This window comes from Candidatus Paracaedibacter symbiosus (assembly GCF_000757605.1).
Classification (GTDB): domain Bacteria; phylum Pseudomonadota; class Alphaproteobacteria; order Paracaedibacterales; family Paracaedibacteraceae; genus Paracaedibacter_A; species Paracaedibacter_A symbiosus.
This window is the reverse complement of sequence record NZ_JQAK01000001.1, coordinates 1410776-1432720: the sequence shown is the minus strand read 5'-3', so window position 1 is coordinate 1432720 and position 21945 is coordinate 1410776. Positions and strand designations below refer to the sequence as shown.

24 protein-coding genes are annotated in these 21945 nt (G+C 42.2%); 13 read left to right on the top strand and 11 right to left on the bottom strand.

Features of this window, described 5'->3' with window-relative positions; genetic code table 11:
- Positions 1-264 precede the first annotated feature (264 nt).
- The 7 genes from tolQ to IG80_RS13245 all read left to right on the top strand — a co-directional run bounded on the left by tolQ (position 265) and on the right by IG80_RS13245 (position 6060).
- Positions 265-1014, top strand: coding sequence for a protein TolQ (gene tolQ, locus IG80_RS0106570; protein WP_032113033.1), 750 nt, complete (start codon positions 265-267; stop codon positions 1012-1014).
- Between the two features lie 3 nt (positions 1015-1017).
- Positions 1018-1626, top strand: coding sequence for an ExbD/TolR family protein (locus IG80_RS0106565; protein WP_075553165.1), 609 nt, complete (start codon positions 1018-1020; stop codon positions 1624-1626).
- Between the two features lie 5 nt (positions 1627-1631).
- Positions 1632-2588 carry a cell envelope integrity protein TolA gene (locus IG80_RS13250; protein WP_052046164.1) on the top strand — a complete coding sequence of 319 codons (957 nt, stop codon included), beginning with the start codon at positions 1632-1634 and terminating at the stop codon, positions 2586-2588.
- A 131-nt stretch (positions 2589-2719) separates the two neighbouring features.
- Positions 2720-4087 carry a Tol-Pal system beta propeller repeat protein TolB gene (gene tolB / locus IG80_RS0106555; protein WP_032113032.1) on the top strand — a complete coding sequence of 456 codons (1368 nt, stop codon included), beginning with the start codon at positions 2720-2722 and terminating at the stop codon, positions 4085-4087.
- Positions 4088-4355: 268 nt separating this feature from the next.
- Positions 4356-5093, top strand: a complete 738-nt coding sequence (locus tag IG80_RS0106550; RefSeq protein WP_032113031.1) for an ion transporter — start codon at positions 4356-4358, stop codon at positions 5091-5093.
- Positions 5094-5188: 95 nt separating this feature from the next.
- Positions 5189-5401 carry a YdcH family protein gene (locus tag IG80_RS0106545; RefSeq protein ID WP_032113030.1) on the top strand — a complete coding sequence of 71 codons (213 nt, stop codon included), beginning with the start codon at positions 5189-5191 and terminating at the stop codon, positions 5399-5401.
- A 68-nt stretch (positions 5402-5469) separates the two neighbouring features.
- On the top strand, positions 5470-6060 hold the full coding sequence (locus tag IG80_RS13245; protein WP_052046163.1) for a hypothetical protein: 591 nt from the start codon (positions 5470-5472) through the stop codon (positions 6058-6060).
- On the opposite strand, the gene IG80_RS0106535 is transcribed toward IG80_RS13245, so the two are convergent.
- Both IG80_RS0106535 and IG80_RS0106525 read right to left on the bottom strand, forming a co-directional pair.
- Complete coding sequence (locus tag IG80_RS0106535) at positions 6040-6429, bottom strand: hypothetical protein (protein WP_032113029.1); 390 nt, start codon at positions 6427-6429, stop codon at positions 6040-6042. The two genes, IG80_RS13245 and IG80_RS0106535, sit on opposite strands and share 21 nt — an antisense overlap.
- A gap of 503 nt (positions 6430-6932) precedes the next feature.
- Entirely contained in the window at positions 6933-7316 is a 384-nt protein-coding gene (locus tag IG80_RS0106525) for a nuclear transport factor 2 family protein (RefSeq protein ID WP_052046161.1), read from the bottom strand.
- Between the two features lie 113 nt (positions 7317-7429).
- On the opposite strand from IG80_RS0106525, the gene IG80_RS0106520 reads away from it, so the two are divergent.
- Positions 7430-8317, top strand: a complete 888-nt coding sequence (locus IG80_RS0106520) for a LysR substrate-binding domain-containing protein (protein WP_032113027.1) — start codon at positions 7430-7432, stop codon at positions 8315-8317.
- A gap of 25 nt (positions 8318-8342) precedes the next feature.
- Here the strand turns inward: IG80_RS0106520 and ruvC are convergent, their stop codons facing one another.
- The 3 genes from ruvC to IG80_RS0106505 form a co-directional block, all read right to left on the bottom strand.
- Positions 8343-8840 (bottom strand): crossover junction endodeoxyribonuclease RuvC, encoded by a 498-nt coding sequence (ruvC, locus tag IG80_RS0106515; RefSeq protein WP_032113465.1) that lies wholly within the window; start codon positions 8838-8840, stop codon positions 8343-8345.
- 14 nt (positions 8841-8854) lie between these two features.
- Complete coding sequence (locus IG80_RS0106510; protein ID WP_032113026.1) at positions 8855-9601, bottom strand: YebC/PmpR family DNA-binding transcriptional regulator; 747 nt, start codon at positions 9599-9601, stop codon at positions 8855-8857.
- 68 nt (positions 9602-9669) lie between these two features.
- Positions 9670-11169, bottom strand: coding sequence for a DNA recombination protein RmuC (locus tag IG80_RS0106505; protein WP_032113025.1), 1500 nt, complete (start codon positions 11167-11169; stop codon positions 9670-9672).
- A gap of 73 nt (positions 11170-11242) precedes the next feature.
- Between IG80_RS0106505 and IG80_RS0106500 the strand changes: the two genes are divergently transcribed.
- From IG80_RS0106500 to IG80_RS0106485, 3 genes are all read left to right on the top strand, one after another.
- The gene (locus IG80_RS0106500) at positions 11243-12493 is read left to right on the top strand and encodes a NupC/NupG family nucleoside CNT transporter (RefSeq protein WP_032113024.1); all 1251 of its coding nucleotides are present in this window, start codon (positions 11243-11245) and stop codon (positions 12491-12493) included.
- Positions 12494-12593: 100 nt separating this feature from the next.
- Positions 12594-13691: a hypothetical protein gene (locus IG80_RS0106495; RefSeq protein WP_156962073.1), complete on the top strand. Its 1098-nt coding sequence runs from the start codon at positions 12594-12596 to the stop codon at positions 13689-13691.
- 393 nt (positions 13692-14084) lie between these two features.
- The gene (locus IG80_RS0106485) at positions 14085-14543 is read left to right on the top strand and encodes an OmpA family protein (RefSeq protein ID WP_032113021.1); all 459 of its coding nucleotides are present in this window, start codon (positions 14085-14087) and stop codon (positions 14541-14543) included.
- Between the two features lie 358 nt (positions 14544-14901).
- Here the strand turns inward: IG80_RS0106485 and IG80_RS0106480 are convergent, their stop codons facing one another.
- From IG80_RS0106480 to IG80_RS0106455, 6 genes are all read right to left on the bottom strand, one after another.
- On the bottom strand, positions 14902-15468 hold the full coding sequence (locus tag IG80_RS0106480; RefSeq protein ID WP_032113020.1) for a hypothetical protein: 567 nt from the start codon (positions 15466-15468) through the stop codon (positions 14902-14904).
- 184 nt (positions 15469-15652) lie between these two features.
- Entirely contained in the window at positions 15653-16564 is a 912-nt protein-coding gene (gene miaA, locus IG80_RS0106475) for a tRNA (adenosine(37)-N6)-dimethylallyltransferase MiaA (protein ID WP_052046159.1), read from the bottom strand.
- Entirely contained in the window at positions 16557-17543 is a 987-nt protein-coding gene (locus tag IG80_RS0106470) for an ABC transporter substrate-binding protein (RefSeq protein WP_032113019.1), read from the bottom strand. The genes miaA and IG80_RS0106470 overlap by 8 nt, the downstream gene beginning before the upstream one ends.
- Positions 17540-18283, bottom strand: a complete 744-nt coding sequence (locus tag IG80_RS0106465; protein WP_032113018.1) for an ABC transporter permease — start codon at positions 18281-18283, stop codon at positions 17540-17542. The genes IG80_RS0106470 and IG80_RS0106465 overlap by 4 nt, the downstream gene beginning before the upstream one ends.
- The gene (locus IG80_RS0106460; protein WP_052046157.1) at positions 18274-19008 is read right to left on the bottom strand and encodes an ATP-binding cassette domain-containing protein; all 735 of its coding nucleotides are present in this window, start codon (positions 19006-19008) and stop codon (positions 18274-18276) included. Before IG80_RS0106460 ends, IG80_RS0106465 begins: the two co-directional genes overlap by 10 nt.
- A 203-nt stretch (positions 19009-19211) precedes the next feature.
- Positions 19212-19790, bottom strand: coding sequence for a hypothetical protein (locus tag IG80_RS0106455; RefSeq protein ID WP_032113017.1), 579 nt, complete (start codon positions 19788-19790; stop codon positions 19212-19214).
- A 282-nt stretch (positions 19791-20072) separates the two neighbouring features.
- Here IG80_RS0106455 and IG80_RS16780 point away from each other — a divergent pair, with 282 nt between their 5' ends.
- Positions 20073-20192, top strand: coding sequence for a hypothetical protein (locus IG80_RS16780; RefSeq protein WP_075553199.1), 120 nt, complete (start codon positions 20073-20075; stop codon positions 20190-20192).
- 129 nt (positions 20193-20321) lie between these two features.
- Positions 20322-21848, top strand: coding sequence for a YifB family Mg chelatase-like AAA ATPase (locus IG80_RS0106450; protein WP_032113016.1), 1527 nt, complete (start codon positions 20322-20324; stop codon positions 21846-21848).
- Positions 21849-21945: the final 97 nt, after the last annotated feature.

The following is a 21945-nucleotide window of genomic DNA, read 5'->3' as shown; positions in this document are numbered from 1 at the left end:
CGGAGATAGCCTCAGATGGTAAGCCATAAATCACTATCTTCACTATTTTGGCTATAGCTGTCCAGAACCTAGCTGTTTCGTTTCTTTAAAGAATGGAAAATGTTATATTCCGAAAATTAATTCTTTTTTAATATTTCAACAACTTAAGTTAAAACGTGCGCGGATTTCTCTTGATCTTATTGACTGAATCCGTTAATCGAAAGATAAGGGAATATACCTAACTTTTAAGTTGGGTGGATAACATTTAAACGGAAATGAAGCATTATGGATCAAACAGCCTTGCAGACTGTCAACAGTTTACCTCTTGCGGCAGCGCACGAAGCCGTTGCCCCTAATCTGTCGATGATGGAGCTTTTTTGGAACGCTGACCCCATCATTAAATTGATTATGTTGGGATTAATTGCCGCGTCATTTTGGTGCTGGACGATTATTTTCCAAAAATACCTACGTTTGCGCAGCCTCAATGCGGCAGCTGATGATTTTGAGGAATCGTTTTGGTCAGGTGGGGCACTCGATGATCTGTATGATCGGATCAACAATCGGCCCCAAGATCCTCTCAGTGCTATTTTCTGTACAGCGATGCGTGAATGGCGTCGGTCGATCTCTAAAGGTTTAGCGCGGATTTCTGAAACTAAAGGTAGTCTGCATCAACGCATCGAACGGGTCATGCAGCTCACAATTGGTCGGGAAATGGATCACCTGGAAAGGCATATGGGTTTTTTGGCTTCTACCAGCTCGGCTGCTCCTTTCATTGGATTGTTTGGAACTGTGCTGGGGATTATGAACAGCTTCCAGTCTATTGCAATGCAACAGAACACTAACTTGGCAGTGGTGGCTCCAGGGATTGCTGAAGCATTGTTTGCAACAGCGATCGGATTGGTCGCGGCTATTCCAGCGCTGGTTGCTTATAACAAGTTATCAAGCGATATGAATCGTTATGCGAACCGCTTGGATAACTTTGCGAGCGAATTTAGTGGTATTATTTCGCGTCAACTCGAAGAAGAAGTGGCTTAGCCGATGGGTGTAAGCGTAAAAAGCAATAATAAGTTTCAGCGCCGTCGCCGCGGTGGAACTCCCTTTACCGATATTAACGTGACACCAATGGTGGACGTGATGTTGGTGTTGTTAATTGTTTTTATGGTCACAGCGCCGATGCTTACCGTTGGCGTCCCTGTGGATTTGCCAAAAACCAAAGCTGCCAAACTAACTGATCAGGTTGAACCCATTGTCATTTCCGTTGATGCAGCAGGTAAATCTTTTTTGCAAGAGATGGAGCTGGAAGGCGAAGCGCTTGTCGCGCGATTAATGGCAATTACAGGGAGTAATCCAGATGCGCGCATTTATGTGCGCGGAGATAAGGGATTGGCTTATGGTCGGATTATGGAAATCATGGGAGAAGTAGCTGCGGCTGGGTTTACCAAGGTCTCTTTAATCGCTGAAATGCCGATGGGATCAGCTAAATCTCAAGCAACGGTCAAACCTGCCCTCACCCAAGGCCAAGTCTCCCCCCAACCAAAGCCTGGCATGGCAGCTCCAAAACGAGTAGCACCTAACCCAGCAATAGCACCTGTCAAAACAAAGCCGGTAGCACAACCAGCAAAGCCTGCTGTGAAAAAAGGACAATAACAAGAATGAAGCGGCCGGCAACTTATTCTGCATTGATGCACTTGGCAATATTTGTCTTGCTTGCGGTTGGGTTTTATAATCCGTTTAAACGGACGTTGGCTGAGCAAAAGCCGCTCATGATTGAGTTTGTTAATATTTCGGATATCAGCCAAGCACCTGTTTTAGCACCTCAGGATGTTCAAGAACCAGATCTAGAGCCTGATCACCCCTTAGAAGAGCAAGAGCCCGTTAGAGAAGAGCCAAAACCAGAACCACCCGTCAAGCAAGAATCCTTACCCGAACAGCAAAAAGAAAGCACTCCGACGCCAGAGCCGGAAGCTCCGAAGCCCGAACCTATTGCAGAGCCTATCCCTGATCCAAAGCCAAAGACCGAGGAAAAAAAGGAAGAAAAGAAACCTGAGCCACCTCAAGAAAAGCCGATTGACAAACAGGAAGAAAAAAAGGAACCAGCGAAGGAAAAGGTCGAAATCAACTTGGAGAAGAAAAAGCTTAAATCAAAGGTTGAGGATAAAAAAGACGATAAGAAAAAACTTGATGATCTCTTTAAAGATGTTTTGGATGATGTGATTAAGGATGATAAAAAAGCAAAGCCTACACCGAAGAAAAAGGGTGGTAAAGTAAAGGGCGCACCTGCTGATAAAGTGGGTGATGTGGTGACAGGTACTGAAATTGATGCCATCCGGCGTCAGATTGCTCGATGCTGGATTGTTCCCAATGGCGCTCGAGATGTCCAAGATCTTATTGTTGATATTGAGATGAAAATTGCTAAAGATGGGACGGTGCTCGAAGCAAAAGTATCTGATAACGGACGGATGGCGCGGGATCAACGCTTTAGGGCTGCGGCTGATAGTGCGACCCGTGCTGTTCTTGATCCAAAATGTAATCCATTGCCTTTGAACCCTGATAAGTATGAGGAATGGAAAGATTTAGAGATGAGCTTTAACCCCAAAGATATGTATTAACATCGGCCACCTCTTTGCATTGAATTTATGTTAAGAGCGTGCCGCTTTGAATTCTCGATTTTCCTGGTATTTGTCTTATAATCTGGGTAGTTTGAGATTAGATATCTGTAATTGTTACGTTAATAGGTGATATGATGCGTGCGTTTAGAAATTTAGTTGCGGTGTTTTTCTTGGCAGGATGGGTTGCTCCCGCCTCTGCCTTAAAGATTGAAATTACCCAAGGTCAGGTCAAGGCAACGCCGATTGCGATTACCAGTTTTTACTCAAGCTCTAGCAGTCAAAAAGGTAAAGAACTTGCTGACATCATCACCTATGACTTAAAAACTAGTGGTCTATTTGAACCGATTAATCCTGCAGCTTTTGTCCAAGATCCAGCAGCCCTTCAGCAAGGGCCACGATTTGCGGACTGGCGTATACTCAACGCTCAGTGTTTGCTCTGTGGCACTGTTGAAGAATCCGGCGGCCAGATCAAGGTTCAGTTTCGATTATTTGATGTTTTTAAGGGGGAGCAATTATTAGGACTTGAGCTTAAGGTTGACAGTGCTAAATGGCGTCGCCTAGCTCATATGATTGCTGATGAAGTTTATAAACGAATCACAGGCGAAGAAGGTTATTTTAATACAAAACTCGCCTTTATTGATGAAAGTGGTCCCAAAGGTAAAGGTCGGGTGCGTCGTCTGTCTATTATGGACTACGATGGTGCTGATGTGCAAAGCCTCACCACTGGTAAAGATATGGTGTTAACGCCACGATTTGCCCCTAACAATCGCCAAATTGCCTTTTTATCATATGAACAAGGAACCCCTCAAGTTTTTCTTTACAATTTGGATAATAAATCGCAAAAACTTCTTCATACTTTTGAGGGATACAGCATGAGCTTTGCGCCGCGATTCTCCCCCGATTCCAATGAAATTGTGATGAGTCTCCAACAAGGGGGCAGCTCTGCTATTTATGTGATGAATCTACAAACCAAAAAGCTCACCAATTTGACAGCCCATGATGCCGTGACATCTGCTGCCTCCCATCACATTGACACCTCACCTTGCTTTTCACCCGATGGGAGCCAAATTGTCTTTACCTCTGATCGCGGTGGAATGGAAAATTTATACGTGATGGATAGGGGTGGTGCTAATCCCCATCGTATCAGCTTTGGTCAAGGTAAATATTCCCAGCCCGTCTGGTCACCTCGTGGTGATTTGATTGCCTTTACAAAATCTTATCAAGGAACCTTCTATATTGGTGTGATGCGCCCTGATGGTTCTGATGAACGTACCATTGCCTATGGTTATATGGTGGAGGCACCGATTTGGTCTGCCAATGGTCGAGTGTTGATGTATGCCAAGGAAGAGCGTAAAGGCCGCGCCCAGCTGTTTGCCATCGACTTAACCGGTCGCTATGAGCATAAGATTAAAACACCACGTGAGGCCTCTGACGGCGCTTGGTCGCAATTGCTGAACAAATCAGCTTCTGACACAAAAGAAATCCCTCCAGCAGCATAAAGTAAATATATGCTGAAAAATTAGTAAAAAGAAAGTCTCGCAAGGGGGCTTCTTTTTTTATTAACTTTTTTCATTTTCTTTATTAATCCGCAAAACCACGATATCGTTGAGATAGGAAACTTTACCCCTTATGTATCCGTCTTAGATGTGCACCATGCCTTTTGTGAGAGCATGAGATCCGATGAAGAGACGCCGATAACAGTATATCTAGGGGCAATTTTTGAGGTAAAAAATGGTCGCGAATCAGCATTTTTTAAAGAGTCCAATAATGCATTGGCTGGATACAGTTTTGGTAACAGTTAATGCCCTTGTGATTACTCTGTTTAACATGGCAATTTTTGTCCCCTATCCGGAGCTCCACCAATTCTTAAAGGCACTCATCCCTATTTTTCTTTATGTGTTTGTGTGTGAAGAAATGATTCGTATTATTGTTTTTAGGGGTAAGTTTTTTAAAGATCACCGCAATTTGTTTGTTGTTGCAGTTCTGGTGGCAGCGGTTAGTTTACAGATCCCTGATCTGACAATTTTGTTATTATTCAATTCTTTACGGGCACTTCGGTTGCTCAGCTCCCCGAAAACACGCCATGTGATTGACACCCTGTTTCATTCGATTCCAGGGGCGATGAATTTGCTCCTCTTAATCCTTATTGCTTATTTTATTTTTGCAGTCCTGGCGACAAATTTATATGGTGAAAAAGTGCCTGAACTGTGGGGAACGATTCCGCAATCCCTTCTTTCTCTTCAGCAAATTATGCTGGGGGATGATTGGGGCAATAATTTGCGGGCAACATTAAAATTCTATCCCTATGCGTGGATATTCTCGACTGCTTTTTTGATTGTGGTGACTTTTATTCTCCTGAATGTTTTTATCGGTGTGATTGTAGATGCCATGCAAACAGCAGAAGAAGAGGGAGACTCTGACAGCGATCTGAACGCTCTTAAAAAAGAAATTAAAATGGTACGCAAAGATATAGAGATAATCAAACAAGCTATTCTCAAGGAGTAAAACTTTTTTATTTTTGGTGATTATACTGTTTTTTTCTTTTCTTCAACTAGTTTATTAAATAGGATGAGATAAAAGAACAAAGGAAAGGGATCTGTATGGCTTTAGATCCTGAAGCAGTAATCAAGCTACAACATGAACTTGATCGCCTAAGAAAACATCATAAAGACCTTGATAAAGAAATCGATTCTTTATCACAGGGGTCTCTTACTGATGACTTAAGGGTACATCGGTTGAAACGCGAAAAACTTTACATCAAAGATTTGATGTTGAAAATTGAAGCATTGTTTGTGCCCAACATTATTGCTTAATCATTTTTTAATTATCCATCCCTTATACTAGCGCTAGTAGTTGGTCTCTCAATGCTAGGGTTTTATCCATGTCTAAAATTATTCTTTTGCTTAGCTGTGTAATGGCGTTAAGTTCTGCTGTGTATGCCAATGAACGGGATCGAGCAGCAAGAACCTTTGGACATCAAATGGATAATTTATCCAGCTCTGATGATTCTGAGGATCAGGATCAGCAAAATGTCGATAATAATAATGGTGATGATAACCAGAATAATCAACAAGACAACCAAAGTAACCAAGATCAAAATGGCCAAGAGAATAGTGATAACCAAGAGAATGGTAATAATGAGGCAAATAACCAAGGAGATTTTCAAAATACCGATGGTGATAATGGAGAAAATAATCAGTCAGATAACCAGAGTGGTCATTCTTCCAAAAAAGGCCCCCAGGTTACCTTGAGTCAGAAAGTCGCTGATTTAGAAGAAGATATGGGAAGGGTGATGTTGCGTCTGGATCGCCTTGACCAAAAGCTGGGTAATAAAAAAAGCGCGACACACAAGAAAAAGCAGATCACCCTAAAACTAGTAGCAAAAAGTCAGCCCATAAAACCACTCACAAGGCAAAACATAAAAAAGCAGCAGCTTAAGCTGGCAAAATTACTATCCCTTTTTGCCATTTAATATTTGCCACTTAAGGCGAAGGGCCTCAAGGCGTTTTTCTGTGAGGGAAACAACTTTTTCAAAGATAAGTTCATCTAAAGTTTCAACCAAGGCTGTAATCGTATTAAAGGAGGTGATTTTGGGAAGCTCCTCATCAAGGGAAATAGCATCCACAAATTGATCAAGAGAATTTTGGAAGCGAGGGTCATCAAGCTTTATTTGGTTATCAATCGCCCATTGGAAAAGCCCTTCCAGATCGCTTAAATTTTGTTCCTTTGAATCTAACAATTCTTCCAATTTATTAGAGAGATCCAGGATTTGTCGGTCCAATCCTTTTAAAGCTGCAGGAGACCGCATCCAATCTTTAATTTGAATAATATTGTCGCTCACTGAAACTCTCCTGCTAGATTATTATTAAATTTCGGAGGGTGATAGGCGTCGGTTATTGTTATTGTTCTTCCGACGCTTGTCTTATAAATATCAGTAAAAATAATTTTTTCAAGAAGAATTTACAAATTCTAGGCTTTTACTTTTCTGGCGCGCTAAAAAAACTTGAAAATATTGCAAAACTACAACAGATAAGGCAACTATCTTCAAAATACCTTAAAAAGCTCATTTCTGGCTTTTTAGTACAGCCTTTCTTGATCTTCTTTGAGTTTGGAGGAAATCAAAATAACCTGGCGGTTACTTTTACTTTGGCGCTCCTTCATGATGGTTACCTACCGGCATGGCGCCACAATAAAAGCTGACTTACATCTGCTGGCCATAATCCCCTCTCTTTAAGAATAAAGGATATAAAATCTATAATAAAATCAGGAAAAAAATTCTTTTCCCCCAATCCGCGTGTCTTGCTCTATCTTAACAACGAAGATGGCATCCTAGCAGCAGATCCATTAAATTTTTGGAATTTGTGAAGAATGATGTTCGATAATCATCCATCCTTCTGGCATTTTCGAATAGATAAAGGTAAACCTGGCGGGAACTTCAATTTTGGTTCTATCCCGTTCAAAACTAAAAGTGTAAAAACCGCTATTAATAGCAAAATCTTGCCAGATGCGCAAATTGGAATCAATAATCTCTACCTGAAATTTTGGGTTGAGCATCAAAGTGGCAAAATACGCGAAATAATCTGGTCGACTTTTCGCAATATTTGGCGCGAGAGTTGGTAACAAAATAGCATCAGCTTTATAAAATGTGATCACTTTTTCTACATCATTTTTGTTGATCGCGTCACACCATCCCGCCAAAGCTTGCCGAAGATTTTTTTCTTCATTCATTGGGAGTTTTCCTTATTTATTTATTCGTAGGTACTATAAAAAAATTGATTTAATTAGTAAAATTTATTAGTTTTATTAAAACAATAAAATTTCTTTATATATAGAGGGGGAAGATGTATCAATTTGGCTATGATTTAGATATGAGCTTGTTGAAAACTTTTTTAAAAGTAGCCGAAACAAGCAGCTTTACCAAGGCCGCTCATAGCGTTGGTCGCACTCAAGCAGCCATAAGCCTGCAGATCAAGCGGCTTGAGGAAATCGTCGGCAAATCCTTACTTCAGAGGGCTAACAAGAGTGTGACGCTGACGGCAGCTGGTGAGACAATGGTGACATATGCCCGACGAATGCTGAACATCTCTCAAGAATTAAAAAACAGATTTGATGAGCCGGATATTGAGGGTGAGGTACGCCTGGGAACACCCGAAGACTTTGCAACCGCCTATTTGCCCCAGGTTTTAGCACGCTTTGCTCGCAGCCATCCTCATACTCAACTGAACGTGGCGTGTGATCTGACCTTGCATTTGCAGCAAGGATTCGATCGAGGTGATTATGACATGGTCTTACTCAAACGCGAAGCGGAGACAATGACTGCAGGGGTAATGGTGTGGCATAAACCCCTTGTCTGGGTGTCAGGAGAGGCGGCTCTTGAAGGTAACCTGATTCTTCCCCTTGTACTGGCCCCCCAGCCGTGTGTGTACCGCCATCGTGCCTTTGAAGTATTGGATAAGGCGCATCGCCAATGGCGGGTTGTCTACACCAGCCCTAGTTTAGCTGGTACAATTGCTGCGGTTAAGGCGGGGCTCGGAGTCACAGTTCTCCCCAAAGACATGGTGCCAGAAGGATTATCTGTCTTGGGGGAAGATAGTGGCCTCCCAAGGTTACCCCATGCTGAAATTACTTTGCTTCTACGGGATAATCTCTCTAAGGCTGCAATGATGTTGGCCAAACACATTATCCGTAGCTTAGAAAGTTTAAGCCCGAATCATATCCATAATACTTAAAACTGCTTGGTATAATCTCGCTTCTTCAAGTATTTCGTATAAGAGCCGAAGCTTGGCGATAGTGAGCGTGGCAAATAGCTACAGCTAAGGCATCAGCGGCATCAGCTTTGACCAAGCCACAGCCAGGCAGGAGGCGCTGTACCATCATCGATACTTGTTCTTTACTCGCATGTCCTACTCCGACAACAGCTTTTTTGACTTTGTTGGCTGAATATTCCCCGATAACAAGATGCGAGGTGGCAGGCGCCAGCAAAACAACACCCCGTGCCATCCCTAGTTTGAGCGCTGAGGCTGCATTTACGGCATTGACAAAGGTTTCCTCAACCGCAGCTTCATTAGGGCTAAACTGTCCAATGATCTCTGTAAGCCCTTGAAAAAGGCAGTTAAGGCGTGTTGCGAGTGCGAGTGGTGGTGGGGGAGCAATAATACCATGGGCAATATGGCGTAAACGATTGCCTTGGCTTTCAATGATTCCCCAGCCTGTATGGCGCAGACCGGGGTCGATGCCCAGGATGCGAGTAATTCCAGTAATCTGCATTAACCTAAACGCGCCATAATTTCGTCAGAAATTTCAAAATTTGCATAAACATTTTGCACGTCGTCATTATCTTCTAAAAGATCAACGAGTTTAAATATCTTTTGGGCAATCTCTTCATTACAGTCGACAGTATTCATAGGGCGCCAGATGAGTTTGGCTTCAGCTTGATCACCGTAAGCATCACCTAAAGCGTCGCGAACAGCAGCAAACCCATCTAAAGAGGTGGTCACTTCAAACGTGTCATCAATTTCTTCCATATTATCAGCGCCTGCTTCAACTGCTTTTTCAAAAACCTCGTCAAAGGAACCAACCGCTTTAGGGAAGCGTACTAATCCAATATGATCAAACATAAAGGCCACGCTGCCGGTTTCACCAAGGTTGCCGCCGTGCTTGGAAAACGCCGCTCTCACTTCCGAGGCAGTACGATTACGATTGTCAGTCAAAGCCTCAACGATGACAGCTGTGCCGCCTGGGCCATAGCCCTCATAGCGGACTTCTTCAAAATTGGTTGTGTCATCACCACCAAGGGCTTTTTTCATCGCGCGTTCAATGTTATCTCGCGGCATGTTGGCAGCTCTAGCGGCGCCAATTGCCGCGCGTAAACGAGGATTAGAGTTCGGATCTGGCAAACCTGACTTTGCCGACACAATAATTTCACGAGCAATTTTTGCAAACATCTTTGCACGTTTTGCATCCTGTGCACCTTTACGATGCATAATGTTTTTAAATTGGGAATGTCCAGCCATTGTTCTTCTTTAAGTTAATTTAAATCTATACTCAAAATACTGGAAATATCGGGATTATGGCAAGCAGATTACAACGCAATTTTAACAAGTTCCTCCTCCAGAGGAGCTAATTCCTCGGATTGTACTATACGTGGATTATGCTCTAGCGGGCTCAATTCATCCAAACTGGGGGCGCTTGAGTCAAGTTCCTTAAATTTGCGAGCAGTGACAAGCACGCGGCGTTCTAAAGTCCCAACCGTTTGATTATAGCTATCCACAGCTTGACCCAAGTGTCGTCCTAAACGATTAACGTGGGTGCCAAGGTCACCAATTCTCTTATAGAGATCCCGCCCTAAGTCGCTTATGTGGCGGGCATTTTCAGCGATTCCTTCTTGGCGCCATCCATACGCCACGGCACGAAGTAAAGCAATCAACGTTGTTGGGGTTGCCAAAATAACCTTCTCCTTAACGCCCATTTCAATAAGGGCTGGATCCTGTTCAAGGGCAGCGCTGAAAAATGTTTCACCAGGAAGAAAGAGGACGACAAACTCAGGGGTGTAATCAAATTGCTCCCAATAAGCGCGTTGACCCAGAGCTCGGATATGAGTCCGTACTTGGCGGGCGTGCTCTTGCAGTTTTTCAATACGGATGACCTCATCGGAGGCTTCTAAAGCCTCAAGATAAGCTGAAAGAGGGGCTTTAGCATCCACAATCACCTTTTTGTTGCCTGGCAAATTAATTACCATGTCGGGACGCAAGCGCCCAGTTTCTGTTTGTGTGCTGACTTGTTCTAAGAAATCACAATGAGAAATCATTCCAGCCATCTCGACCACGCGTTTTAATTGCATTTCTCCCCATTGACCGCGAACCGATGGAGCACGTAATGCCTTGACAAGGTTGGATGTTTCATGACGGAGTTCTTTTTGGCTTAAGACGAGGTCGCTGACTTGTTGACGTAAGACTTCATAAGCACCGACACGCTGCTTTTCTAAATCGTGGACCTTGCCATCAAATTTAGTCAAGGCATGGTGCATTGGCTGCAACATCTCAGCGATCGATTGTTGACGTTGGCTCAAGTCTTGCTTGGCAGTCGCTTGAAACCCTTCGAGGGTGGTTTTTGCTAAATGCAGGAAGTTTTGATTGTTAGCTGAAAGCGCTTCAGCAGAAAGACTCTTAAAAGTTTCTGCAAGTCTAATCTGCGCTTTTTCCAACATCTGAAGTTTTTCTTGAGCTTGCTGGCGTTCATATTCTAGACTTGACAGCAACTCAGCATTTTTACTTTGCAACTGACTTAATTGTCCCTGGTAATGGGTATTGAGAGCTTCGATTTTTTCAAGGCGAAGGGTTTTTTCTTCCAAGGTTGCTGTTTTGCGGCATTCAAGGCTGAGGTCTTGGATGAGCGTAAAAGTTGTTGCTTTTTCTCCTTCTAAATCTTGACGGAGTTGATTTAGGCTAAAATGAAGCCGTTCAAGTTCTGCATCAGCCCGTAGGAGTGTTTGGCGCCATTGTCCGCGCGTTAACAGCCACACGGCTGTTCCAGCGCAAAGCATGGCTAAAAACGTGAAAAATATTGTATTTAAGTCGATCATCGGTATAAAAGAGTAAAAAATTTATAAGTCATTAGTTTCACACTCTAACACAGATTAAAAGGCGGAAATTATTATGCAAGCATTTTTAGGGATTTTTCTGCTCTTGGGGTTTTGTTGGTTTTTCAGCGAAAACAAGCAACAAATCAACTATGCAGCTGTTTTTAAAGCCTTGGCTTTGCAGCTTGTTTTAGCGGTACTTATTTTTAAGGTGCCAGCTGTTAGCTATCTTATTTTGAAAATGGCCAGTGTTATTGACATATTAAAACAATCAACCTTGGAAGGGACAAAGTTTGTTTTTGGTTATTTAGGTGGTGGTGAAACGCCTTTCCACGCTAATCCAGAGTCTGCAGCCAGCCCATTTATTTTTGCACTTCAGGCATTACCGGTGGTGATTGTGGTCAGTGCTTTATCAATGCTGCTATTCCATTGGCGTATTTTACCCTTAATTGTTAAAGGAATTTCTTTTGTCTTGCGCCGCGTTTTAAATATTGGAGGCGCCCTTGGAACAATGGCTGCGGCTAAAATTTTCCTGGGGAATGTTGAAACCCCTCTTTTGGTGCGGCCCTATCTTAAAAATTTTAGCCGTTCAGAAATTTTTACCATGATGACTTGTGGGATGGCGACAGCAGCAATGAGTTTAATGCCAGTCTATAGTGATATTTTGGCAGGCGTCGTCGAATTCCCGATGCAACATTTGATTGCGGCAACTCTCTTGAACATCCCCGCGGCTATTGCGTTGTCACAAATTATTATCCCTAACACTGAGCCCGTTACCGAGGCGGAGGTGACGGTTCCCTATAATTTTAGTGGCCCGATGGATGCCATTTCCCGCGGGACGACCGATGGTCTTTCTATCTTCTTAAATGTCATTGCCATGTTAATTGTTGCGCTTGCCTTTGTCAGTTTGACCAATACAATCCTTGGCTATATTACGCTTGGCGAAGGTTCCCCCCTAAGCTTAGAGAAAATATTTGGGTTTGTTTTGGCGCCTTTTGCGTGGTTGATGGGCGCTTCGTGGTCAGAAAGTCAGATTGTGGCTCAATTGTTGGGCGTGAAAACAGTTCTCAATGAAATAATCGCATTTTCCCAATTAAAAACCTATGCAGCATCCTTAAGCCCAACAACAGTTTTGATGATGGTTTATGCCTTATGCGGCTTTGCCAATTTTTCAGCCATTGGGATTGTGTTGGGGGGGCTTAGCGCCATGGTACCAGAACACCGACAAACAGTCATTTCTTTAAGTTTTAAGTCATTGATTGTAGGGGCCTTATCAAGTTGCTTGTCAGCCATGATTGTGGGTTTATTGCTCAAAGTCGTAGGATAAACTCGCATTTACTTTCATAAAAATGCATTTTTTAATTGATTGTTAGTTTATTTTAAATAAACAATAAGAAGTGAAATAATGTTTTTTTATGGAGAGACTCGTGAGAAGAAAATTTTCCTTACTCTGTTTGGTTTCCATTCTGACATCCATTAGCCCCGTGGCGATGGATGTCCCTTTCCGAGATGGTGAGCATTCAGGTAAGAAGCAATCACAGCTGAGCCAAATTCGCCAACATTATAGTTTGCCTATCGGCAATTCATATGGAATTCCACAAACACTTCGCACCGGCCATTTGGCCGAATTGTATCAGCCCCTAGCCCAAGAAATTAATTTTGATTCAGTTGACCTTGCCTCTCTCGACTTACTTCAAGTAATGAGGGAGCTTCCGTTAACGCCGCATCAAATAAATGAGTTAGTCTCAGAAGAAAAATGGAATACATTTTTAGCCACAATGCAGGAAGAACATGAGCAACTCAAAAATTTATTGTCTGCAGTCAACGGCAAACCTGAGAACCTTTCTGAAGAAGATAAAGATCGATTTGAAACCTTATTCGTGCGCCAGACAAATACCTATCATGCTAAACTATTTATCACCTCCTTGCGCGAAGCCTCCCTTATCGTTCCTCAATCATTTTATATGCAATGTCCCGCCAGTTTAATTGTTGCTCAAGGATTTTCAAAGGAAGATAGTAATTACGATTTAGCAATAAAGTATGAAAGATTAGGGCTCATCGTCAAAGATATTGGTGACTATTTACCAATAAGTAAACGACATTTTTTGATGGGCGAATCATTTGCTGAGGCGGGAGGACACTTTTTTGCTGAGGCGGAAAGATCTGATGATCTGAGTAAGACAGATTTATTTCTTTCCTCAGGAATTTGTTTTGGGTGGTCTGCGATGCATTGCGGCCCAACCGAGGTTAACGCAAAACTGGTACTGGCTCAACAGTCAATGCATGCTGGGTATCACTCCTTACCTGCAGCCTATGCCAAGTATCAAACACTTATTACTGAATTTAACCAAGGTGTAAGCAATTATCAGCAGGCAGACATTGCCAAAATCAAAGAACAGCTAGATTCTTACTTAGGAGTGATTATTCCTTGGGCGCGCAAGTTTGATTCTGATTGGTATGGTCAATTGAGAGCTAAGTATTTTCAAGATATACGGATGCGACAGGCAAATGAGTCCACAATATAAAGTCCTGTCGCTTAACTTATAAATGTAAAGTTGTTATAAAGTTTTTAAATCTTGGGCGGGTTATTTGCCTAAGATTTTTTTATTTTCAAATAATTCTTTTTGCGTGTTCTATAAATTGAAATAGAATAGATTTATAAATTTTACTTGAATTTTTTACTTGAATTTTTAGGTTTTGGTTTTTTAGAGAAATACCGAGGTCTTTGCGATATCTACTCTTAAATATTTCTGCAATAGGAAGTATAAAGAGAATGTTTATATGTTGCATTTTGTCTACACTCAACCAATTTCAAATAAAATTTATGAGCTTTTATATTTCTTGCAAATAAATTGTTTGTTAAGGTTTAATTGGTTTAATATTCATTGTAATAACAGTGAACGAGGGAAAAGAAAGTTATGCGTAACAAAATTTTAAGCATTTGTGCACTGGGTGCCATCCTGGCTGCTTGTGAATGTGCTCCAGAACAAGAAGTTAACGTTGGATTAGCTCCACAACCAGGTACACCTGAAGACTTCAAACAAAACATTAAAGATCGCGTTTTCTTCGCGTTCAATAAGTCAACAATTTCAGCAGAAGCTGGTCGTGTTCTTGAAGCACAAGCTGGTTGGTTGAAGACTTATCCAAACACAACAGCAACCATCGAAGGTCATTGCGACAACCGTGGTACACGTGAATACAACCTTGCTTTAGGTGCACGCCGTGCGCACGCTGCTGCAAAAGATTTGACTAAGTTGGGTGTTGATAAAGCTCGCTTGAAGACAATTTCTTATGGTAAAGACCGTCCGTTTGTTGCTGATGCTCAAACCGAAGATCAACACGCACAAAACCGTGTTGCTGTCACAAACATCAACTAAGCTTTATAGCTCATAGTTGGGTTTTTAAAAAAGCCTCTTCACCAATTGATGAAGAGGCTTTTTGCTATTTGAGGAGGAGCCCCTACTGGAGAAATAGGCTGGGCATCCTAGCTTATATGAAGGAAATTAATGAGGGTGATTTCGAGATGTTTTTAGTTTAAAATGATGTCAAATTTTAAGAGGGTATTTTAAGGGAGTAGTTTATTTCTCAGTATACGACAGTAACCAAAGAGACTTCTTTCAACTTTCCTTCACAGAGTCTACCCTTGGGAGAAAGGTACAATATCCCCTCAAAAGAGGCGAGAGAAATAATAAGTTGCCTCTCCCCCCAAAAGAGACAACAAACCTGTCGCTTTACTTATTCTGGCGCAGCGTCTGGTTCGGAAACAACATTTCTTGGAATCAAGATCAGATGTTGACCAAAAACACCTTTCGTCATCCAACGGCGCAAAAGATAGTAATTCCCACAGAATGACACAATAAATCCGACACCCTTAATGGTAAATCGTAAAGGTGGCATTGATTCTACCAAGGCTGGATAAACGATGAAGAGCAGCACCTCAAAAACAATTGAAATTAAGAAACTGACCAAAAAAGAACTACCGCAATAAACCAGAATCAACTTCAATCGTCGTCCAACAGTATTTGGTTCAGAGAAGACTATTTTAAATGTTTTATAGTCAATACCATTTAATTGTTTGTGGGGTAAATAGAAGAATAGATAAGTGCCAATTATACTACAAATTCCAACAAAAGCAAACGTAGGCCATGAATAAATCTGAACTATTTCTAAAGATTGACCAGCGATGGAGATACTAACTGCAATTAAACTAAAAACAAAACTATACAAAGCAGCACGCCAAGCAATAGACCACCACACCTTAAGGGGATCATACCAAGCTAATTTTACAGTTGTGTCATCCATTTTTATTCCTACCACATTTCCACATTTTATTGAAGATATAGGTTAGATTCATTAAAAACCAACGAATTCCTGAGAAGTTCATTATAGTAAGTTTAGGGGGGAACTTCTTAAAATTCGGTTACACTTCCTATATAGTATAAGGATGTAATAAAGCAATTAAATTTATTAAATAGTTGCTGGATGCTTAATTTCTCAAAGACTTAGCAGCTGCCACCGCTGTTTTCAAGCTCGATTTGGACCACTCCGTAAAACAGGTATAGTCGGTCGCCTGATGACGCAGCCAGGTATACTGCCGCTTTGCATAATTGCGACTGCTTTGTTTAGCGCGCTCAATCGCTTCGGTTTGGGACAACTCTCCCCGCAGCGAGGCCATCAATTCCGGCGCACCAACAGCACGTAAAATAGGGCTATCCTGTCGCACCGGCGTTTGCATTAATTGGCGCACCTCTTCGAGAGCGCCATCAATCATCATCTGGTCAAATCGCTGATTAATATTGGCATAAACATGAGCTCTATCCGGCAACAGAGCAAATTTCGCAAGTGTAAAATTGGCCTTCTTCAAGGTTTTTGCCTGCCATTCATAAATTGATTTTCCCGTGGCGAGACGTACTTCTAAGGCGCGCGTAAGGCGCTGTTTATCAGAGGGGTGAAGTTTTTGTGCGGCAATGGGATCATATTGAGCAACAATGCTAAAAAAATTATCTTTTTCAGCAAATTCACGCGCCTGGAGACGTACCGCTTCTGGAACAGCTGGAATTTCTGAAAGGCCATGGGCCAGCGTGTGGAGATAAAGTCCCGTGCCGCCGACAAGAATTGGCATCCGTCCTTGGTTGCGGATTTGTGTGATTAAATCACAAACTTCGTGATACCACCAGCCCGCAGAACCCAAATCTTGGTCGCCCAGAATTTCATATAAATGGTGGGAAATAAGAGTTTTATCCGCATCCGTAGGACACGCAGTGAGGATGGGGAGGTGCCGATAAAGCTGCATGCTATCAGCATTAATAATCTCCCCCTTAAGGGTGCGAGCCAACTCGATCGCAGCTTTCGATTTGCCGCTCGCCGTTGGCCCCGTCAAGATAATTGCATCAACCATTATTTAGGCTAATTTCTTTCGCATAAGTATCTACCGCAGGAACTTTCTCTTTCAGGATAGCACTTTTTTCCAGAAATGCAGCAAACTTTTCGTACCGTGCCCTATCTAATTTTTCAGGCGCTGCTTGGAGTAACTCACTGACTTTCAAGAAAACCTTGTGATTCAGATCCGTATCCTGCTCTGGGGCATGCGCTGCATAAATTTTCCAAGCTTCTTCAGGATTTTGTTTGATAAACTCAGTACTTTGCTTTAAAGCCACAAGGAATTGCTTGAGTTCTGGCTGATCTAGCTTGTCTTTATGCGCTACCAAAATTACCTGTTCAAAAGGAGGAATGCCATTGTTTTCATAATAAAAAACATTTGTTTTAAATTTGTGTAGGTGAATATCTTCCAATTCATAAGTCCTGTAAGCACTGAAAATAGCATCGACTTGACCACTGAGCAACGCTGCTGGCATTCCAGTAATAATGGGTACCAAAGTCACATCGTCAAGTTTTAAACCATTGTGTTCTAAAATTGTAGCGATTGCCAAAGTAGAAAATTCAATAGAACTGCTGGTAAAACCAATTCTCTTTCCTTTCAAAGATTTAATATCTGGGCAGTCTTCACTGGTGATCAAGCATTCCAGCGGCCTATCAATAATGGTTGCAACGCGCACAATTGACAGTTGCTGATTTACTATACGTACCACATGAGCAGATTGCTTAGAAACAGCCAGGTTACCCTTCCCTGCAGAAACTTGTTTACTTCCTTCTTCTGAGCCACCCGCACTCACAAGCTCAACATCAAGACCGTGTTCTTTGAAAAAACCTTTCTTTAAGCCAATCACCAACGGCGCATGATGAGGGTTTAAAAACCAATCAAGATAAATAACATACGGTTTTGCAACTGCTCCTGCTGGTTCTTTAGGCACTTCAGCATGACTTACACTCCCTGCTGCAATAACCAAGCTAAGAAGACACTTAAAAATCTTATTCATGAATCACTCCGCCAAAATAGGATTTTACGTTGCAGCCAACAGACAAGTTGATGAAACAACAAACTGTAACCAATAAGGATAAAAATACAGGAAAACATCAAATCCAACTGTAAGCGGCCACTGGAAAGCATCACCAGATACCCCAGCCCATGGGTCGCCCCAATCCAATCCGCAGCAATGACGGTCACAGGCGCGTGGACGGCCGCAATGCGAAACCCAGCAACTAAATACGGCAAAGTATAAGGCAACTTGACTTTAAAGAAAAAACGCCCAGGTGTGGACTTCATTAGACGCGCCATATCACGATAGCCTTCTGGGCAACGCTCAAGTCCTTGCATCATATTCGCTGTGATAGGAAAAAATGACGATAGCCCTACAATCAAAATCTTCGTGATAAGTCCATGACCAAACCACAATAAAAACAAAGGGATGATCGCAAATATGGGCACTGTTTGGAGACTAATAAGTGATGAAAAAAGAGTTGTGCGCAATCGTGGCACACGCTCAGCAATAAAAATCATCACCCCTGCCAAAAGTATTCCAACCAACAAGCCTGAGACAATCTCTAACAAGCTAACAAAGCCATGCCAGGCAAGAAGATTACTATTCTTAATAATGCTGGAAGCCACATCGAGTGGATGGGGCAAAATATAGGCAGGCATCGCTAAAAGAGAACACAAAACCACCCAAGCACTCAGAAGGCAGATCAGATAAATTGAAACTTTGAGATTTAGCCGCATAAAATCGCCTCCATCAGTCGATTGAGGTCGGGCGAATTCCCGATCTGTGCAGGGGTAGACGGCGTTGTAGTAGCCGTCAACTCAAATGGCACTAATGTTGTCGGAGTCTCTTGAAATAAATAGATTTGCTGACACAGGGTAAGCGCTTCGAGGGGGTCGTGAGTCACAATCAAGACGGTTTTTTCTGCCAATAAATTCTGGGTGAGAGCATATAGCTCATACTTAATTTTGGTATCCAGCGCACTAAAGGGTTCATCTAGAAGAATAAAATCGGCTTTTTCATACAATGTTCGCGCAAGTGCCACCCGTTGCCGCATGCCCATGGAAAGCTGCATTGGATAGCGATCTGCATACCCTTGAAGCCCTACTTGTTGTAACAGATTTATTGCCTGATTTCGGTCAATAGTATCTCCTCTAAAGCTTGCTCCTATAGTCACATTCTCTAAAATTGTTGCCCATGGCAAAAGGTTATCATTTTGCGCCAATAGAGCCACTTTAAGATCTTTGAGGAAAAATGGTTGCCCTGCTTCAAGACCAGAGAGGCAACGCAACAAAGTTGTTTTGCCGATCCCACTCTTGCCTAGAAAGCCTGTCCAGCCCCCCATCACTAAATTAAATCTCAAATCTTGCCAGATAAGTTGGTTGCCGCGACAAAATGTCCCGAGATCAATTCGATGACTCGGCCAATCCTCAGATTCCCTAGCTTGTTGTCGGACAACCTTCATACTAATCCTTTTGGGCAAGAAAACCTTATATTTAAAATTTAATTAATTCTTTACCAAATTACCACAAGAATTATCAGGAAAATTCTGGGTAAGCACAGTTTAACCTTTTTGCAACAGGAGCACCAAGAATATCTATGTCAATAGAATTACTTTCTTATACAGCAGCATCTTTGCATCAAGATATTCTTATTCATCTCGTTTGATTAAATCCCTTCCATCATTTTATACCTTGCTGATCTCACACAATTTTCGCATGGTGCATGTTCACTGACCTTGCTGTATAAATCTGGATCAATTCTCTTGATGCTTTCTTTATGTAAGGCCAACAAATCTAAAAGAGCATTTTCTTGCTCCTTATCTTCATTTTCAGTTAATACCTTGCCAAGTAAACACTGCCATCCGTGCACTATAACAAGTGGAGAATGTTTGGGTTCCGGAAAGCGCATACTATTATCTTCTTGCTGTTGAGGCAGCAGATTGAACATCATCTTAAGAGCATTTTCATAGAAACCAGAGACATTTTCATTAAGATAAGGCTTAAATTTTAGCCATAAAGCATCAAAATTATAAGGAACTACTTCTTCTTCATTTTTTATCACAGGTAATAACTCAGTTGCGTGAAGACGACCTGTGTTGATAACTTGGCGTGTTGAGGTTGAGGGCTGATGTTCCCCGGAGAAATCATCTCGTAAGTCGCTATCCATAGCGCTGGAACAACGGAACAGTGCAACGAAAAAAAATAACGTTAAGATAGAAAAACGGGGGAACATTCTAATAACCATACTGACAATTCCTGTTAAAAAAACTTATTAACGAATTATTAGCAGAATCTACATCCCTATTGAGTGTCAGCTCGATTTACATAAGAAGAGTTTGTCTGAATATCTACCCAACTTATTGTTGCCGTCCAAATGGATCTCATTGATTCTGTCAAGACTATTACTGATACTAGTTTTGCGCTCAGACTGGAAGCATAAAAACGAGGATAGCCACTTTTTTATTATTTAGCTGACCAATTGAGCTATGATGAGGAAACTATTTTTTGCTAAGCGTCATCTCATCGAATCATCGAATTTATTTATGATGAAGCCTGCCACTATCAACTGAGCAAAGCAACTCACCTCGATCTTACTGATACTTCGTCTATGTTAATTCGTCAAGATCCTCCCTTTACCATGACTTAGATCACCACGTTATCCCTCATGCTTAATGCGAATGATTTTGTTCGCAGAAGTTAGAAAAAACAGATGACATTATCGTTATTTCTGCTAAGGTTTGCGGAAAAACAAACTATATTATATTGATATTCTCTCATGCTCGCAAAAGTCTCAACCGTTGCTTTTCAAGGCGTTCAGGTTCAGCTGGTCAATGTCCAAGTGCAGATCAGCGCTGGTCTTCCGGCCTTTACAATCGTAGGCTTACCTGATAAAGCAGTTGCTGAATCAAGGGAGCGAGTTCGCGCTAGCTTTTTATCGATTGGGCTGGATCTGCCGGCTAAAAAAATCACCGTCAATTTGGCCCCCGCGGATTTACAAAAAGAAGGCTCCCATTATGATCTGCCTATTGCCATGGGATTGATGGTGAGTCTGGGGGTTCTTTCCTCTGATGATCTAGATAACTACCTAATTCTCGGCGAACTTGGACTTGATGGGTCCATTACCAAGGTTTCTGGTATCCTACCAACGGCAATTGAGGCGTATGCCCAAGGAAAAGGTATCATTTGCCCTGACGCTTGTGGTAAGGAGGCCGCTTGGGCTGGAGATATACCCATTTTGGCAGCTGCAAATCTCCTCAACTTGGTAAATCATTTCAAAGGTACTCAAGTTTTAGCCCAACCACATTCAGAGTTCCGCCCTATTGAGCAGACAACCACGCTTGATTATAAAGATGTAAAAGGGCAAATTATCGCCAAAAGAGCGATGGAAATAGCAGCTACCGGGAGTCATAATGTCCTGATGATTGGTCCGCCTGGCGCTGGAAAATCAATGCTGGCGGCTAGACTCCCCAGCATTTTACCATCCCTTTCGGTTCATGAAGCGCTTGAGACAACGATTATTCACAGCCTTAGTGGCCAATTGAATGAAGTTGGTTTAGTTCAAGAACGCCCTTTTCGTGACCCCCACCACTCCGCCTCCCTTGCCTCTTTGATTGGCGGTGGTCTTAAAGCAAAACCGGGCGAAATTTCTCTGGCCCATCACGGAGTTTTATTTCTTGATGAATTGCCTGAGTTTTCCAGAGCAACCGTTGAATCCCTACGGCAACCTCTTGAAAGTGGACGAGCAGTAATTGCCAGAGCCAACGCCCACATCTCCTACCCTGCAGACTTTCAGCTAATCGCTGCGATGAACCCTTGTCGCTGTGGTTATTTTGGAGATGCGGAGCGTCAGTGTCACCGTGTCCCTAGATGTGCGCAGGACTATCAGTCAAAAATATCGGGACCGATGATGGATCGCTTTGACATCATCTTGGATGTCTCTGAGGTCAAAGCAACGGATCTTTTTGATAAAAATGAAGGCGAACCTTCTGCTAAAATTGCCGCCCGAGTTAATCAAGCGCGTGCCTTTCGACTTCAGATGAATAGAAAATTTAAAATTAATAATCCAGCGATTAAAAATGCCAGTTTATCACCAGATTTAATTCAGGAAATTTGCAAAATGGATGGTAAAGCAGAAATAATATTAAGAAAATCAGTTGAAAACTTCAGACTGAGTGGTCGATCTTATCATCGCATCTTACGCGTGGCGAGAACAATTGCAGATCTTGCATATTCGGAGATTATCACAACAACACACCTAGCAGAGGCTCTTGGTTACCGCAAAGTTTCCATAACATCGCCCTAAACCGCTGGTTGTATTATGCTTATGGAAGAAAGAATCCATTCGCTTTTGCTACTTTTTCTGTTATAAAAGTGTGGCGGTAATATTATTTCAATTTGTT